The organism is Clostridium ljungdahlii DSM 13528 (assembly GCF_000143685.1).
Classification (GTDB): Bacteria; Bacillota; Clostridia; order Clostridiales; family Clostridiaceae; genus Clostridium_B; species Clostridium_B ljungdahlii.
On record NC_014328.1, the window covers coordinates 1 to 18514 of the forward strand.

Here is an 18514-nt window from a genome sequence, read left to right on the forward strand (position 1 = left end):
CATGTGAATATTTTTATAAACATATGTCAAGAAAATATAATGACGTTTATAATCATGTAAATATGTTGTGAATTATTTTTCTAAGACTGGAGGATACAAAATGAATGCCCATCCAAAAGAAATATGGGAACAATCTTTAAACATAATAAATGGTGAAATTACTGAAGTAAGCTTTAACACATGGATTAAAAGTATTACTCCTGTATCTATTGAAAATGACACCTTCATATTAAGTGTACCAAATGACCTTACCAAAGGCATATTAACTAGTAAATATAAAAATTTAATAGCTAATGCTCTAAAATTAATTACTTCAAAAAAATACAACATTAAATTTTTAATTGCCTCTGAATCAGAAGAAGCTTTAACATTAGACAATACTAATAAAAGACACAATAAAAATTCCGTATTGGTAAATGATGAAATGTCAACCATGCTAAATCCAAAATATACTTTTGATTCCTTCGTTATAGGTAATAGTAATAGATTCGCTCATGCAGCTTCACTTGCTGTAGCTGAATCACCTTCAAAAGCATATAATCCCCTATTCATATACGGAGGCGTAGGACTAGGCAAAACTCATTTAATGCATGCTATAGGACACTACATATTAAACAATAATAGTAAATCTAAAGTAGTATACGTTTCATCTGAAAAATTTACAAACGAACTTATAAATTCAATAAAAGATGATAAAAATGTAGAATTCAGAAATAAATATAGAAATATAGATGTACTCTTAATAGATGATATACAATTTATTGCAGGTAAAGAAAGAACCCAAGAGGAATTTTTTCATACCTTTAATGCATTATACGAGGCTAATAAACAAATAATTCTATCTAGTGATAGACCACCAAAAGAAATCCCTACATTAGAAGATAGACTTAGATCTAGGTTTGAATGGGGACTTATAGCAGACATTCAACCACCAGACTTTGAAACTAGAATGGCTATATTAAAAAAGAAGGCAGACGTCGAAAATTTAAATATTCCTAATGAAGTAATGGTGTATATAGCTACTAAAATTAAATCCAACATTAGAGAACTTGAAGGTGCGCTAATAAGAATAGTCGCTTTCTCCTCACTTACAAATAAAGAAATAAGTATAGATTTGGCAGTAGAAGCTTTAAAAGATATAATTTCAAGCAAACAATCAAAACAAGTTACTATAGACTTAATACAAGATGTAGTTGCCAACTATTATAACTTAAAAGTAGATGATTTAAAATCTGCAAGAAGAACAAGAAATGTAGCTTTTCCAAGGCAAATAGCTATGTACTTGTGTAGAAAACTTACAGATATGTCTTTGCCAAAAATCGGAGAAGAATTTGGCGGAAGAGATCATACTACCGTAATACATGCTTATGAAAAAATATCAACTAATTTAAAACAAGATGAAAGTCTTCAAAATGCTATAGGCGATTTAACAAAACGACTAAATCAAAATTAAATATCAACAATTGTTAATATTATTTAGTAATAACACTGTGCATAAAAAATATTAATATTTTTTTTTCTAATTATGTGGATAACGTCAATTTTTATCAATTACTTATCCACAATTATTTTTCGCATTTTTTTACTCAATATCAACGCATTCAAAGGTTATCCACATAATCACAGCCCCTACTACTATTATTACTAAATTTAATTAATTATCTATATTCTATATACCTTTCTACATTGTGAATAAAGGAGGACATTAAATGAACTTTATATGTACAAAAACAGAATTACAAGAAGCTATTTCAATAGCACAAAAAGCTATCACAGGGAAATCCAGCATGCCAATATTAAATGGTCTACTTATTACAACCTGTAAAAACCAAATTAAATTAACTGGATCAGATATAGACCTCAGTATAGAAACAAAAATAAATGCAGAAATAAAAGAAGAGGGATCCGTAGTAGTTGATTCTAGACTATTTGGAGAAATTATAAGAAAATTACCTAATGACAATATAAATATTTCTACTACAGAAAATAATTCAATAGAAATAATATGTCAAAAATCTAAATTTAATCTAATTCATATGAATGCAGAAGATTTTCCTGAAATACCTAATATAAATGAAAATATTATTTTCTTAATACCTCAAAAAATATTAAAAGATATGATAAAAAGTACTATTTTTGCTGCAGCTCAAGATGAAACTAGACCTATACTTACAGGAATTTTATTTGAAATCAAGGACAAAAAATTAAATTTAGTAGCATTAGACGGATATAGATTAGCTTTAAAATCAGAATATCTTAATACAGAAAACATAATAAATGCTGTAATTCCAGAAAAAACTTTAAGTGAAGTTTCTAAAATCTTAGAAGATAATGATAAAAATGTAAATATAACTTTTACACCTAATCACATACTTTTTAATTTAGATAATACTAAAATTATATCTAGATTACTGGAAGGTGAATTTATAAAATATAATTCTATAATTCCAGATGAATTTAATTTACAAGTAACAGCTAAAAGAGAAGAACTTTTAAGTTGTATTGAAAGAGCTTCACTAATGGCTAAAGACAGTAATACCAATTTAATAAAATTAGAAATAGAAGAAAACAACATGATAATAACTTCAAATTCTCAATTAGGAATGGTCAGAGAAGAACTAAACATATTATTGCAAGGAGACACACTAAAAATTGCATTTAATTCAAAATACTTAATAGATGTCTTAAAAATAATGGACGAAGAAGAAATCATAATGAAATTCTCTAGCAGCGTAAGTCCATGCGTAATTAAAAATAAGGATAAAGATAATTGTACTTATTTAGTACTTCCTGTAAGGCTCTTAAACAATTAAAAATAAAAAAATTGGAGATAATAGAAAATGAATGAAATTAAAATTAATACAGATGTAATAAAACTAGATTCTTTTCTAAAATGGTGTGGGGCTGTTTCACAAGGATCTGAAGCTAAAATGTTCATAAAAGATGGAATGGTAAAGGTAAATGGAGAAGTAGAAACGAGAAGAGGAAGAAAACTTTCGCAAGGATTTACAGTTGAATTTCAAGAAAAAACTTATAAAATTATATAGGTGCAATTAAAAATTTAGTATTAAATGTGCATTATATATTGTGATATAATTATAAATAGGTGTTTTTATATGTATATCAAGTATTTAAAACTTATTAATTTTAGAAACTATAAAGAACTAGAAATGGAATTTGATAAAAATTTAAATGTATTTATAGGAGATAATGCACAAGGAAAAACAAATATATTAGAGAGTATATACTATTGCAGTATAGGCAAGTCACCAAGAACAAATAAGGATAAGGAATTAATAAATTGGAATGGCAAATATGCTTATATAAAAGCTGGGGTATATAGTTCATCACACAACTTAAATGATAAAAAAATAGAGATAAAGATATTCAAAGAAGGCAAAAAGGGAATAAACATAAATTCTATAAGGGTAAATAAACTGTCTGAACTTATGGGAATTTTTAATGTAGTAATGTTTTCTCCAGAAGATTTAAAAATAATAAAAGAATCTCCTTCTTTCAGAAGAAAATTTTTAGATATAGAGCTGTGTAAATTCAGTAAAAGATATTATTATAACTTAGTTCAATATAACAAGGTTCTAAGTGAAAGAAATTTATTACTTAGAAAACGGAATAACAGTAATAGTGATATTCTTGATATATATGATATCCAGTTGTCTAAATATGGTGCAGTTATAATAGATCTCAGAAATAAATACATAAACAAACTTAGCAAAATGGGTAAAATTATTCATGAAGATATAACTTCACAAACTGAAAAAATAGAATTTAAATATGTAACATCTATAACAGACTTAGATAATATAGAAAACAGCTTGTTTAAAGTTTTGGAAACTAATAGGCAAAGGGATATAGAAAAAGGTATTACCCTCTATGGTCCACATAGGGATGATTTTGTTACGAGCATAAATGGTATAAACGTAAGAAACTTCGGTTCCCAAGGACAACAAAGGACATCAGTTCTAACTATGAAATTTGCGTCTCTTGAAATAATAAAAGAAATTACAGGAGAATATCCCGTTTTATTACTGGATGATGTTTTATCTGAACTAGATGCAAATAGACAAAAGTATATATTAAATTCTATAGATGAAATACAAACATTTATAACGGGTACAGGAATTGGCGACATTAAAAAAAATGTAAAAAAAGAAAATCAAATATTTATTGTAAAGAGTGGAAAGATGAATAGAATTTAATTTTGAAAGGAGATTGTTATGTTTTTACATTTAGGTGAAAATATAGTTGTTCCGATAAAAGATATAATTGGAATATTTGATATTGAAACTTCAACATATAATTCTGATACAACCCAATTTTTAAGAATGGCTGAAGAAGATGGATTTGTTCAAAAAATTACAAAAGATAAACCTAAATCATTCATTATTGCGGAAGTAAATAAAAAAAGTAGAATTTATTTATCACCTATATCTTCATCCACACTAGCTAAAAGGTCAGAAATTTTATGTTACGAACTCTAAAATAGGAGGATATAGGTATGATGCAAGAAAAAAAGCAAACTTATGATGAAAATCAAATACAAGTATTAGAAGGTCTTGAAGCTGTTAGAAAAAGACCTGGAATGTATATTGGAAGTACTAGTTCTAGGGGGCTTCATCATTTAGTGTATGAGATAGTTGATAATAGCATAGATGAGGCATTGGCAGGATATTGCGATAAAATAAATGTAATTATACATAAAGATAATTCTATAACAGTTACGGATAATGGTAGAGGAATGCCTGTTGGAATGCACCATAAAATGAAGAAACCAACTGTAGAAGTTATAATGACTATACTACATGCAGGAGGGAAATTTGGTGGTGGAGGATACAAAGTTTCCGGCGGACTTCATGGAGTTGGAGCATCAGTTGTAAATGCTTTATCTGAAATCTGTGAAGTTGAAGTAAAAAGAGAAAGCCATATATGGAGACAGGTATTTAAAAGAGGAAAAGTAGCAAGCGGACTTGACATAATAGGTGATAGTGAGGAGCACGGAACAAAAATTCACTTTAAACCAGATGCAGAAATATTTGATGAAATAGAATATGATTATGATACATTGGCTCAAAGGCTTAGAGAATTGGCATTTTTAAACAAGGGTATAAAAATAAGGTTAGAAGATGAGAGAGATGATAAAGAAGAAATATTTCACTATGAAGGTGGAATAAAGTCCTTTGTAACTTATCTTAATAGAAATAAACAACCAATTCATAAAGAGCCTATATACGTAGAAGGCAAAAAAGATGACTACTCTGTAGAAATTGCTATTCAATACAATGATGGGTATACTGAAAATATTTTTGCTTTTGCTAATAACATAGATACAGTAGAAGGTGGAACTCATTTAGCTGGATTTAAGTCAGCACTTACTAGAGTATTTAATGATTATGCAAAAAAATTTGGTATATTAAAAGAAAATGATAAGAACCTATCAGGAGAAGATATAAGGGAAGGCCTTACTGCAGTTATATCTGTAAAACTTGTAGACCCTCAATTTGAAGGCCAGACGAAAACAAAACTAGGAAATAGTGAAGTGCGTGGTATAGTTGACAGCATAATGGGAGAGTCCTTAAATAATTTTTTACAGGAAAATCCTCAAGTAGCAAAGATGATACTTGATAAATCACTTATGGCATCACGTGCTAGAGAAGCGGCAAGAAAAGCAAGAGAGCTTACAAGACGTAAATCTATACTTGAAAATACTTCTCTTCCAGGAAAATTAGCAGATTGTTCATCTAAAGATCCTTCTGAATGTGAAATATATTTAGTCGAGGGTGATTCTGCAGGTGGATCTGCAAAACAAGGTAGAAATAGAAAATTTCAAGCTATACTTCCGCTACGTGGTAAAATAATGAATGTTGAGAAACAAAGGCTTGACAAAATACTTGGCTATGAAGAAATAAGAGCTATGATAACGGCATTTGGAGCAGGTATAGGAAAAGACTTTGATGTAAATAAAATAAGATACAATAAAATAATAATAATGACAGATGCAGATGTAGATGGTGCGCACATAAGAACATTATTACTTACTTTTTTCTTCAGATATATGAAGGAACTTGTTGAAAAATGTCACGTTTATATAGCTCAACCACCTTTATATAGAGTAGCTAAAGGGAAGAAGGAATACTACGCATATTCAGATGATGAATTAGATGTATTGCTTACTGAAATAGGTGGGAAAGACAGTAATGTAGATATACAAAGATATAAAGGACTTGGAGAAATGGATTCAGAGCAACTTTGGGATACTACAATGAATCCTGAAACAAGGACTCTTATTCAAGTAAATGTAGAGGACACTATGGCTGCTGATGAAATCTTTACTATACTTATGGGTGACAAGGTAGAACCTCGTAGAAATTTTATACAAGAAAATGCTAAAAAAGTTGTAAACTTAGATATATAAGTAGAGAGGTGTAATAGATGTTTGATGAAGGAAAAATTTTACCAGTAGACATAAGCCGTGAAATGAAAAAAAGTTATATAGACTATGCCATGAGTGTTATTGTAAGCCGTGCACTTCCAGATGTACGTGATGGATTAAAGCCAGTTCACAGAAGAATACTGTACTCTATGTATGAGTTAGGACTTACTCCTGAAAAGGGATATAGGAAGTGTGCAAGAATTGTAGGAGATGTTTTAGGTAAATATCATCCACATGGAGATACAGCAGTTTATGATGCTCTAGTTAGATTGGCACAAGACTTCTCTATTAGGTATACTCTAGTTGATGGTCATGGAAATTTTGGTTCAGTAGATGGAGATAGTGCGGCAGCAATGAGGTATACTGAAGCTAAAATGAATAAGATAACACTTGAAATGCTAAGGGGAATAAATAAAAATACAGTAGATTTCGTTCCAAACTTTGATGGTGAAGAAAAAGAACCTTCAGTTTTACCTTCAAGATTTCCTAATTTGCTTGTAAATGGTTCTGCTGGAATAGCAGTAGGTATGGCTACAAATATACCACCTCATAATCTTACTGAAGTTATAAATGGTGTCATAATGATAATAGACAATCCAGATATAACAATTAGTGAGCTTATGACATCTATAAAAGGTCCTGATTTCCCAACTGCAGGAATAATAATTGGCACATCAGGTATAAGAAGTGCCTATGAAACTGGAAGAGGAAAAATATTAGTAAGGGCTAAAGCTGAAATTGAAGAAGTTAAAGGTAGAAACAGAATAATAATAACTGAAATTCCATATCAAGTTAATAAATCAAAGCTTATAGAAAATATGGCTGACCTTGTTAAGAATAAAAAGATAGATGGAATATCTGATATTAGAGATGAATCAGATAGAGATGGAATGAGAATAGTTATAGAATTAAAAAGAGATGCAAATCCTAATGTAACTCTTAATCAGCTGTACAAACATACAAGGATGCAGGATACTTTTGGAATTATAATGATTTCTCTTGTAAATAATGAACCCAAAGTACTGAATTTAAAGCAGATGCTTGTATATTATTTACAATTTCAAGAAGAAATTGTAACTAGAAGAACTAAATTCGATTTAGACAAAGCTCAAGCTAGAGCTCATATTCTAGAAGGATTAAAAATAGCATTAGATCATATAGATGAGGTAATACATCTAATAAGATCATCTAAAACTGCAGAGAATGCAAGGAATGGGTTAATGTCTGAATTTAGTCTTTCAGAAAAACAGGCTCAAGCTATCTTGGATATGAGACTTCAAAGACTTACAGGTCTTGAAAGAGAAAAAATTGAAAATGAATATAATGAATTGATGGAAACAATAAAACATCTCAAGGAAATACTAGAAAATAAAGAATTGCTGCTGAAGATAATTAAAGATGAATTAATTGAGATAAGAGATAAATATGGTGATGAAAGAAAAACTGAAATACAGATAAGCAATGATGATATAAATATTGAAGATCTTATTGAAGAGCAGGAAGTAGTAATAACGCTAACTCATTCAGGATATATAAAAAGAATTTCTGCTGATACCTATTCTTCCCAAAGAAGAGGGGGAAAGGGAATACAAGCAATGTCTACAAAAGAGGATGACTTTGTAGAGCACATATTTATTACATCAACCCATAATAATATTTTATTTTTCACTAACAAAGGTAAAGTATATAAATTAAAGGGTTATGAAATTCCTGATGCGGGTAGAACGGCTAAAGGAACAAATTTAGTTAATTTAATACCTCTACAAGGAGACGAACAAATTCAAGCAGTTATATCCTTTAAGGAAGTTGATAAGGACAATTATTTTATCATGGCTACTAGATGTGGATTGATAAAGAAGACTAAGATAAGTCAATATGCTTCTATAAGAAAAAATGGATTAAATGCTATAAATTTAAAAGATGAAGATGAACTTATAGGAGTTAGAATGACTACGGGTGAGAGTGAAATTCTTATTTTCACTAAAAATGGATATGCTATAAGATTCAGTGAAGATGATGTAAGACCTACGGGAAGAAATACAACGGGAGTAAGAGCCATAACTTTAAGAACTGGTGATATAGCTGTAGCTATGGATATCGTAGATAAGTCTCAAGATGTTCTCGTAATTAGTGAGAATGGATTTGGTAAAAGAACTCCAGTATCCGAATACACTATTCATAGAAGAGGTGGAAAAGGAATTATCACTTACAAAGTTACAGAAAAAACCGGCTTAATAGTTGGTGCTAGAGTTGTAAAAGATGAGGATGAAATGATGCTCATAAATAGCAGTAATGTAGCTATAAGGCTCAATGTATCTGAGATTTCTGTTACAAATAGAAATACTATGGGAGTTACTCTTATGAGAACAGATGAAGAACAAAGGGTTGTTGCAATTGCTAAGATAAATTGCAGTGATGATACAAGTGATAATACAAGTAATGATATAGATGATAAAAAAGTAGAAGAATAATAAGTCCATTTAGATTAAATAGTATTAAATGGTTTAAATAAAATAAATACTAGTGTCTTGATTAGGATACTAGTATTTATTTTGTTATATTAAAAAAGCAACATAACCTAGTGTGTCAGTATAAGAATATTTAAGGAATAAGTATTATAGTGTATGTATTATAAGATAATTTTATATAATGGTGATATTTTTGAATTATGCATATACGTAATGTGTTAGAATAGCAACTGTCGTCATCAAGCGAAGATATTAATTTGAGAATATCAATTGTAATGTCTCGTGCAATTCAAAATTACGTTTTGAAAAAAAGATGTTGACAAAGTAAGAAATAGATGATATACTATAAAAGCTGTCGAAGTGAGACAGCAAAATGATCCTTGAAAATTAAACAGAGGAAGATATAAGTACAACTTATTTAGAATAAACCAGCAATTCTTTTGAGCTGCGAAAGCAGCTAAAAAAGTAATTTCGTAATAAAAAGAGTCAATACAAACTTTTAAATTAAGAGTTTGATCCTGGCTCAGGACGAACGCTGGCGGCGTGCTTAACACATGCAAGTCGAGCGATGAAGCTCCTTCGGGAGTGGATTAGCGGCGGACGGGTGAGTAACACGTGGGTAACCTACCTCAAAGAGGGGGATAGCCTCCCGAAAGGGAGATTAATACCGCATAATAATCAGTTTTCACATGGAGACTGATTTAAAGGAGTAATCCGCTTTGAGATGGACCCGCGGCGCATTAGCTAGTTGGTAGGGTAACGGCCTACCAAGGCGACGATGCGTAGCCGACCTGAGAGGGTGATCGGCCACATTGGAACTGAGAGACGGTCCAGACTCCTACGGGAGGCAGCAGTGGGGAATATTGCACAATGGGCGAAAGCCTGATGCAGCAACGCCGCGTGAGTGAAGAAGGTTTTCGGATTGTAAAGCTCTGTCTTTGGGGACGATAATGACGGTACCCAAGGAGGAAGCCACGGCTAACTACGTGCCAGCAGCCGCGGTAATACGTAGGTGGCGAGCGTTGTCCGGAATTACTGGGCGTAAAGAGTGCGTAGGCGGATATTTAAGTGAGATGTGAAATACCCGGGCTTAACCCGGGCACTGCATTTCAAACTGGATATCTAGAGTGCGGGAGAGGAGAATGGAATTCCTAGTGTAGCGGTGAAATGCGTAGAGATTAGGAAGAACACCAGTGGCGAAGGCGATTCTCTGGACCGTAACTGACGCTGAGGCACGAAAGCGTGGGTAGCAAACAGGATTAGATACCCTGGTAGTCCACGCCGTAAACGATGAGTACTAGGTGTAGGAGGTATCGACCCCTTCTGTGCCGCAGTAAACACAATAAGTACTCCGCCTGGGAAGTACGATCGCAAGATTAAAACTCAAAGGAATTGACGGGGGCCCGCACAAGCAGCGGAGCATGTGGTTTAATTCGAAGCAACGCGAAGAACCTTACCTGGACTTGACATACCCTGAATATCTTAGAGATAAGAGAAGCCCTTCGGGGCAGGGATACAGGTGGTGCATGGTTGTCGTCAGCTCGTGTCGTGAGATGTTAGGTTAAGTCCTGCAACGAGCGCAACCCCTGTTGTTAGTTGCTAACATTTAGTTGAGCACTCTAGCAAGACTGCCGCGGTTAACGCGGAGGAAGGTGGGGATGACGTCAAATCATCATGCCCCTTATGTCCAGGGCAACACACGTGCTACAATGGGCAGTACAGAGAGAAGCAAGACCGCAAGGTGGAGCAAACCTCAAAAACTGCCCCCAGTTCGGATTGCAGGCTGAAACTCGCCTACATGAAGTTGGAGTTGCTAGTAATCGCGAATCAGAATGTCGCGGTGAATACGTTCCCGGGCCTTGTACACACCGCCCGTCACACCATGAGAGCTGGCAACACCCGAAGTCCGTAGTCTAACTTAGGAGGACGCGGCCGAAGGTGGGGTTAGTAATTGGGGTGAAGTCGTAACAAGGTAGCCGTAGGAGAACCTGCGGCTGGATCACCTCCTTTCTAGGGAGTCGAAAGATAGAGTATAATCTATCTTATAAATTGATGGTTTAAGTAAGTTAGAAAGTCTACTCTGTTTAATTTTGAAGGATCAGATAGATTCTTCTTTCAGTTTACAAGCAATTAGGAATGTAAATTGAAAAATTGTCCTTTGAAAATTGCACAGTAAATAAGAAATAAAGTAAAGCTAAGGTTATAATATAACCTTTGTAGAATAAACTTTAATATCATTTTAAAGATTTAAGATGATACAAAGAAAATTGCTAATAGCAATTTTCGACAATAAAGGTCAAGCTACAAAGGGCGCATGGAGGATGCCTTGGCACCAGGAGCCTAAGAAGGACGCGATAAGCTGCGAAAAGCTCTGGGTAGGCGCAAATAGCCAGAGAACCAGAGATATCCGAATGGGGAAACCCACCTAGACAACGCTAGGTACTGCAAACTGAATACATAGGTTTGTAGAGGCAAACCCGGGGAACTGAAACATCTAAGTACCCGGAGGAAGAGAAAGAAACATCGATTTCCTAAGTAGCGGCGAGCGAAAGGGAAAGAGCCCAAACCAGGAACTTGTTCCTGGGGTTGCGGATAGGTCATAAAAACTGTGAAGTGTTAATTGAAGAGAGCTGGAAGGCTCCGCCGGAGAAGGTAAAAGCCCTGTAAATGAAAACAAAGAGCAGTCAGATCTAATCCAGAGTACCACGAGACACGAGAAACCTTGTGGGAAACAGGGAGGACCACCTCCCAAGGCTAAATACTACCTGGTGACCGATAGAGAAGGAGTACCGTGAGGGAAAGGTGAAAAGAACCCCGGGAGGGGAGTGAAATAGAACCTGAAACCGTGTGTCCACAAACAGTCGAAGTACGTAAAGTACGACGGCGTGCTTTTTGTAGAACGAGCCAGCGAGTTACGATATGCAGCAAGGTTAAGTACTTAAGGTACGGAGCCGGAGGGAAACCGAGTCTGAAAAGGGCGAAAAGTTGTATGTTGTAGACCCGAAACCGAGTGACCTATCCATGGCCAGGTTGAAGCGGAAGTAAAATTCCGTGGAGGACCGAACCACGTTGGTGTTGAAAAACCATGGGATGAGCTGTGGATAGCGGAGAAATTCCAATCGAACTCGGAGATAGCTGGTTCTCCTCGAAATAGCTTTAGGGCTAGCGTCGGAAATGAGTAATGGAGGTAGAGCACTGAATGGGGTAGGGGCTGACAACAGTTACTGAACCTTATCAAACTCCGAATGCCATATACTTGAATTCCGGCAGTCAGACTGCGAATGATAAGATCCGTGGTCAAAAGGGAAACAGCCCAGACCACCAGCTAAGGTCCCAAAGTGTAAGTTAAGTGGGAAAGGATGTGTGATTTCTAAGACAACTAGGATGTTGGCTCAGAAGCAGCCACTCATTTAAAGAGTGCGTAATAGCTCACTAGTCAAGAGATCATGCGCCGAAAATGTCCGGGGCTAAAACTTACCACCGAAGCTGTGGACTCGAAAGAGTGGTAGAGGAGCATCCTGTATGAGTAGAAGTCGTACCGGAAGGAACGGTGGATTGTACAGGAGAGAGAATGCTGGCATAAGTAGCGAGAAATAAGTGAGAATCTTATTGGTCGAAAACCTAAGGTTTCCTGGGGAAGGTTCGTCCGCCCAGGGTAAGTCGGGACCTAAGCCGAGGCCGAAAGGCGTAGGTGATGGACAATCGGTTGAAATTCCGATACCGCATAAAAGCGTTTGACAAAAGGGATGACGCAGGAGGATAAGGTGTGCATACAAATGGATGTATGTCTAAGCATCGAGTCAGGTATACCAGGAAAATCCGGTATATCAATGATGAGGTGTTATGGGGAACCCGCAAGGGGAAGTACCTGATTTCACGCTGCCGAGAAAAGTCTCTATGGAGTTTTTATGTGCCCGTACCGCAAACCGACACAGGTAGGTGAGGAGAGAATCCTAAGACCATCGGAAGAATTGTTGTTAAGGAACTAGGCAAATTAACCCCGTAACTTAGGGAGAAGGGGAGCCACGCAAGTGGCCGCAGAGAAAAGGCTCAAGCAACTGTTTATCAAAAACACAGGTTTCTGCTAAAGCGAAAGCTGAAGTATAGGAGCTGACGCCTGCCCGGTGCTGGAAGGTTAAGGGGAAGACTTAGCGCAAGCGAAGGTCAGAACTTAAGCCCCAGTAAACGGCGGCCGTAACTATAACGGTCCTAAGGTAGCGAAATTCCTTGTCGGGTAAGTTCCGACCCGCACGAATGGCGTAATGATTTGAGCACTGTCTCGACAACAAATCCGGCGAAATTGAAGTGCAAGTGAAGATGCTTGCTACCCGCGATTGGACGGAAAGACCCCGTAGAGCTTTACTGCAGTTTAGCACTGAATTTCGGTATTGTCTGTACAGGATAGGTGGGAGACTAGGAAGTAGTGGCGCCAGCCATTACCGAGTCGATGTTGGGATACCACCCTGATAGTACTGGAATTCTAACCGGGCTCCATGAAACTGGAGACGGGACAATGTTAGGCGGGCAGTTTGACTGGGGCGGTCGCCTCCTAAAAAGTAACGGAGGCGTACAAAGGTTCCCTCAGAAGGGTTAGAAATTCTTCGAAGAGTGCAAAGGCAGAAGGGAGCTTGACTGCGACACAAACAGGTGGAGCAGGGACGAAAGTCGGGCTTAGTGATCCGGTGGTACCTCGTGGGAGGGCCATCGCTCAACGGATAAAAGCTACCTCGGGGATAACAGGCTGATCTCCCCCAAGAGTTCACATCGACGGGGAGGTTTGGCACCTCGATGTCGGCTCGTCGCATCCTGGGGCTGAAGTAGGTCCCAAGGGTTGGGCTGTTCGCCCATTAAAGCGGCACGCGAGCTGGGTTCAGAACGTCGTGAGACAGTTCGGTCCCTATCCGTCGCGGGCGCAGGAAATTTGAGAGGAGCTGTCCTTAGTACGAGAGGACCGGGATGGACCGACCGCTGGTGAACCAGTTGTTCCGCCAGGAGCATAGCTGGGTAGCCAAGTTGGGAAGGGATAAACGCTGAAAGCATCTAAGTGTGAAGCCCACCTCAAGATAAGATTTCCCATAGCGTAAGCTAGTAAGACCCCTCGAAGAACACGAGGAGATAGGTCAGAGGTGTAAGCAGGGCAACCTGTTAAGCTGACTGATACTAATAGGTCGAGGGCTTGACCAAATAAAAACGAAAGAAAAAAAGTTTACTGTGCAATTTTGAGAGGACAGAGTAATTTGAACTCTTAAAAGTTAATATATATGAAAATTGATAGAAGCGAGCAGATTGAGGAAAGGCTTGAATGAGGAGCAGAGTTTACTTATGTAAATGAGCACCGCAATGAAAGACTTGACGAAAATATGAGAAGCTTATAGCAATTTTCGATGATAATCTGGTGGTAATGACGTGAAGGTAACACCCCTTTCCATACCGAACAGGAAGGTTAAGCTTCAGAGTGCCGATGGTACTGCAGGGGAGGCTCTGTGGGAGAATAGGTCGCTGCCAGGTAATAAGGATCTTTAGCTCAGTTGGTTAGAGCAACCGGCTCATAACCGGTGGGTCCGGGGTTCGAGTCCCTGAAGGTCCACCATGAAAAGAACTACATAGTTTTATGTAGTTCTTTTATTTTTTGTCCGTATTATGGTACACTTTAAATAGTGTATTAGTTGGAGGAGATTTATATTGATATTTTATAGAATAAAGCAGTTTTATTGGGCATTAACTTCTAGAATTAATGAACAAGATAGTAGGTTTATAAAAAGTATTTTAAGCATAGAAGAATTAAAGCTGTTTAATAAACTGTCCATAAATGAACAAAAACATTGCGTAAAAGTAGCATATGATGTAGAGCGTATTTGTAATAGTAAGAAGGGTAAAGTAGATGAGAAATTGCTTCTAAAGGCTGCTCTTTTACATGATATAGGTAAAATACATAGAAAGCTAAATTTAATAGACAAATCATTTATAGTATCAATGGATAGAATTTCAAAAGGAAAATTAAGAAAATTTTCTCAAAAGCAAAAGATAAATGTATATTACAATCATAGTAAAATAGGAGTAGATCTATTGAAAAAGATAGAGTATAATGAAAAATTATTTTATTTGATAGAAAATCATCATAATAACGATATTCATCATAATAACTTGGAGTTAAAAATATTAAAGTATTGTGATAAAAGAAATTAAACTTATAAGTCAAATTTTTTAAATTTATAAGTATTTTATGTGTATAAATTTATTCCAGTTTTTATGATATAATTAATGTATAAGTGTATAAGTGTATAAGTGTATAAGTGGAGGTTAAGATGGATTCAAAAAAAAGAAGAATATATATTAAAGAAATTCTTGAAAAAAATGATAAACCTCAAAAAGGGCATATTTTGGCAGAAAAATTAGGGGTTACTAGGCAAATAATAGTTAAAGATATAGCAATTTTAAGAGCAGAAGGTAAAGATATAATAGCAACTCCAGATGGTTATCTGATTCCAAAAGCAGAAAAAAATTTAGTTAAGGCTGTAATAGCAGTTTCACACGAAACAAATGAAATAGAGGATGAACTTAAAACTATAGTTAAATTTGGGGGTAAAGTACAGGATGTAATAGTAGAGCATCCCCTTTATGGTGAAATAAAAAGTATGCTTATGATAAAAAATTTGTATGATGTTGAAAATTTTATAAATAAAATAAAACAGTATAAAGCAGAACCACTATTGATATTAACAGGAGGTGTGCATTTACATACTATAGTTGCAGAAAACGATGACATAATTAAGAATATAAAAAGGGAATTGAAAGAGAAAAAGTATATTATTTCTGACTAATCCATAGCTAAGAGTTTTTATATTTATAAAAGAGGTGGTTGTATTATGAAGAGGAAAATGGCAATAGGTATTTTTATTTTAGTTTTAGTATTGTGTATTTCATTTTTAAATAATATCGTAAATTTCGTAATAAATATACAGTGGTATAAACAAGTAGGATACTTATCTGTTTATTTTACCAAACTTGTAGCGGTATGTAAGCTTATGATACCTTTATTTATTATAAGCTTTATAGGAATATGGTTATATTATAAAAGTTTAAGGGTAAGCATTATAAAGTATAGAAAAGTTGTTGAGGTAAAAAGTAGTAAAGTTAAAATTGAGAGAAAAATAGTTTTTTTTATTGATTTAATTGTGTCTTTTTTAGCTTCTTATGTATTTGCATCAGCTTATTGGTATAGAATTTTACAATTCACAAATTCAGTACCTTTCAACAAAAAAGACCCAATTTTAAATTTAGATATTTCTTTTTATATATTTAAATTACCGCTTATACAATCCATATACAGTGCACTCGTAAGCTTATTTATTTTATTAGGATTGATAACTCTTTTTACATACTTTATATTAAGTATGAAGGATAAATTTGTATCACGAAATTTTAAGAGAAATTTTGGTAAAATAAATATATTAGATAGTGGGCTTACTAGATTTGCAGGAAAACAATTGGCAGTTTTAGCTGCTCTTATAATATTGTGTATATCAATAGGATATATTTTAAAGTGTATTAACCTTGTTTATAGTCAAAATGGAGTAGCATTTGGTGCAAGTTATACAGATGCTCATGTAAGTTTGTTGTTCTATAAAATTATTGCAGTAGCATCTTTTATTGCTGCTATAGTTATATTTATTAGTATAATTAGAGTTAAAATTAAACCTATAGTGGCATCTATAGTTGTAATAATAGTTTTAATTATAAGTGGAAATCTAATGGCTTTTGTTGTTCAAAATTTTGTGGTTAAATCCAATCAAAAAACTTTAGAAAGTCCATATATAAAATATAATATAGATTATACCCGTAGTGCATTTAATATTGATAATGTGGATACTAGGTCTTTTGAAGTCAAGGATGATTTAACTTCAAAGGATATAGAAAATAATATGGATACGATAAATAATATAAGGATAAATTCTTTTGATCCTACACTTGAATTTTACAATCAAGTTCAAATTATAAGATATTATTATAACTTTAATAATATTGATATAGATAGATATAATATAAATGGAAAATTTAATCAAGTTTTTGTAGGTGCAAGGGAAATAAACAGCAAGGCAATAGATCCAAATACATGGCAAAATAGACATCTTATATATACCCATGGTTATGGAATAGTTATGAATAAAGTTAATTCTGTAACTTCAGAAGGGCAACCTAACTTTGTCATAAAAGATATGCCACCTAATAATTCTACTGATATAAAAATTGGAAATCCAAGAATATATTTTGGTGAAAAAACGGATAACTATGCAGTAGTTAATACTAAAATAGGTGAATTTGATTATCCTAAAGGAAGTAATAATGCAACTAATATTTATAATGGAACAGATGGAATAAAATTAGGATTCCTAAATAGATTATTATTTGCAATAAATCAAAAGGATTTAAATTTCTTATTATCCAGGGATATATCAAAGGAAAGTAAGATATTGATAAATAGGAATATAGTTGATAGAGTCAATAAAATAGCACCTTTTTTAAACTATGACTCAGATCCTTATATAGTTGCAAGTGGAGGAAAGCTATATTGGGTATTAGATGGATACACTGTTTCAAATAGATATCCTTTTTCACAACCTCAGAATGATGTAAATTATATAAGAAATTCTGTGAAGGTTACTGTAGATGCTTTAAATGGAGACGTAAATTTTTATATAGTGGATAAAACTGATCCTATAATAAAAAGCTATGCAAAAATATTTCCTAACTTATTTAAAAATATGAATCAACTATCACCTGATATAGTTAAGCATTTTAAATATCCAAAGGATTTGTTTAATATTCAATGTAGTGTACTTGGGAAATATCATGTAACAGATCCAGGAGTATTTTATAGTGGAGAAGATTTATGGGAAGTAGCTAAGAACCAAAAACAGGTTAGTGGCGAAAAGAATCTAATGGAGTCTCCTTATGTTGTTATGAAACTTCCAGGTGCTAATAAAGAAGAAATGATATTGCTGCAATATTTTAATATGAGAGATAAGGACAACATGGTAGCTTTATTTGGAGCTAGGATGGATGGAAAAAACTATGGAAAGATGATTCTATACAAATTTCCTCCAGAGAAGACGATATACAGCCCATACTTGTTTAAACAAAAATTAAATCAGGATACGACTATATCTACTCAACTGTCACTTTGGAATAAAGATGGGTCTAAGGTTCAATTTGGTGATACTATGATAGTTCCTATAAATAATTCTTTGGTTTATATAGAGCCTATGTATCTTAGAGCTAGTGGCAAAGATAGTATACCAGAGATGAAAAGAGTCGTAGTATCTTATGGTGATAAAATAATATTAGCTGAAAGTATAGATGATGCTTTGCAGCAAATATTTAATTATAATCAAAATAATCAATTACAAGGAAATAGCACTGCTCAAAGTCAACTAGTGCCTACTAATAACGACAATCAGGAAAAGATACAACAGGCTAAGAGTTTGTATGAGAATGCATTGAACGCACAAAAAAATGGTGATTGGTCAGGATATGGAGATAATATTAAAAAACTTGGAGATATATTGAATTCACTAAGTAAATAGAATTTAGTATAGAG

10 protein-coding genes, 1 tRNA gene and 3 rRNA genes are annotated in these 18514 nt (G+C 34.1%); all 14 read left to right on the plus strand.

What is annotated here, in order from left to right:
* Positions 1-100 precede the first annotated feature (100 nt).
* The 14 genes from dnaA (at position 101) to CLJU_RS00070 (ending at position 18500) form a co-directional block, all read left to right on the plus strand.
* Positions 101-1453: a chromosomal replication initiator protein DnaA gene (gene dnaA / locus CLJU_RS00005; protein ID WP_013236715.1), complete on the plus strand. Its 1353-nt coding sequence runs from the start codon at positions 101-103 to the stop codon at positions 1451-1453.
* Between the two features lie 256 nt (positions 1454-1709).
* On the plus strand, positions 1710-2813 hold the full coding sequence (dnaN, locus tag CLJU_RS00010; protein ID WP_013236716.1) for a DNA polymerase III subunit beta: 1104 nt from the start codon (positions 1710-1712) through the stop codon (positions 2811-2813).
* Positions 2814-2840: 27 nt separating this feature from the next.
* Complete coding sequence (gene yaaA / locus CLJU_RS00015; RefSeq protein WP_013236717.1) at positions 2841-3047, plus strand: S4 domain-containing protein YaaA; 207 nt, start codon at positions 2841-2843, stop codon at positions 3045-3047.
* 69 nt (positions 3048-3116) lie between these two features.
* The gene (gene recF / locus CLJU_RS00020) at positions 3117-4217 is read left to right on the plus strand and encodes a DNA replication/repair protein RecF (RefSeq protein WP_013236718.1); all 1101 of its coding nucleotides are present in this window, start codon (positions 3117-3119) and stop codon (positions 4215-4217) included.
* A gap of 18 nt (positions 4218-4235) precedes the next feature.
* The gene (gene remB, locus CLJU_RS00025; RefSeq protein WP_013236719.1) at positions 4236-4499 is read left to right on the plus strand and encodes an extracellular matrix regulator RemB; all 264 of its coding nucleotides are present in this window, start codon (positions 4236-4238) and stop codon (positions 4497-4499) included.
* A gap of 20 nt (positions 4500-4519) precedes the next feature.
* Entirely contained in the window at positions 4520-6430 is a 1911-nt protein-coding gene (gyrB, locus tag CLJU_RS00030) for a DNA topoisomerase (ATP-hydrolyzing) subunit B (RefSeq protein ID WP_174377515.1), read from the plus strand.
* A 17-nt stretch (positions 6431-6447) separates the two neighbouring features.
* Positions 6448-8919 (plus strand): DNA gyrase subunit A, encoded by a 2472-nt coding sequence (gyrA, locus tag CLJU_RS00035; RefSeq protein WP_013236721.1) that lies wholly within the window; start codon positions 6448-6450, stop codon positions 8917-8919.
* Positions 8920-9416: 497 nt separating this feature from the next.
* A 16S ribosomal RNA gene (locus CLJU_RS00040) occupies positions 9417-10926 on the plus strand.
* A 284-nt stretch (positions 10927-11210) separates the two neighbouring features.
* A 23S ribosomal RNA gene (locus CLJU_RS00045) occupies positions 11211-14100 on the plus strand.
* A gap of 207 nt (positions 14101-14307) precedes the next feature.
* Positions 14308-14424: ribosomal RNA gene (gene rrf, locus CLJU_RS00050) — 5S ribosomal RNA — on the plus strand.
* Together the 16S, 23S and 5S rRNA genes with 1 tRNA gene alongside form the textbook arrangement of a ribosomal RNA operon.
* A gap of 5 nt (positions 14425-14429) precedes the next feature.
* Positions 14430-14506 (plus strand) — tRNA-Ile (locus CLJU_RS00055).
* Positions 14507-14598: 92 nt separating this feature from the next.
* Positions 14599-15102 (plus strand): HDIG domain-containing metalloprotein, encoded by a 504-nt coding sequence (locus tag CLJU_RS00060; protein ID WP_013236722.1) that lies wholly within the window; start codon positions 14599-14601, stop codon positions 15100-15102.
* Positions 15103-15221: 119 nt separating this feature from the next.
* Positions 15222-15737 carry a transcription repressor NadR gene (locus CLJU_RS00065; protein WP_013236723.1) on the plus strand — a complete coding sequence of 172 codons (516 nt, stop codon included), beginning with the start codon at positions 15222-15224 and terminating at the stop codon, positions 15735-15737.
* Positions 15738-15782: 45 nt separating this feature from the next.
* A complete protein-coding gene (locus CLJU_RS00070) occupies positions 15783-18500 on the plus strand; it encodes a UPF0182 family protein (RefSeq protein ID WP_013236724.1) in 2718 nt (905 codons plus the stop codon).
* Positions 18501-18514 lie beyond the last annotated feature (14 nt).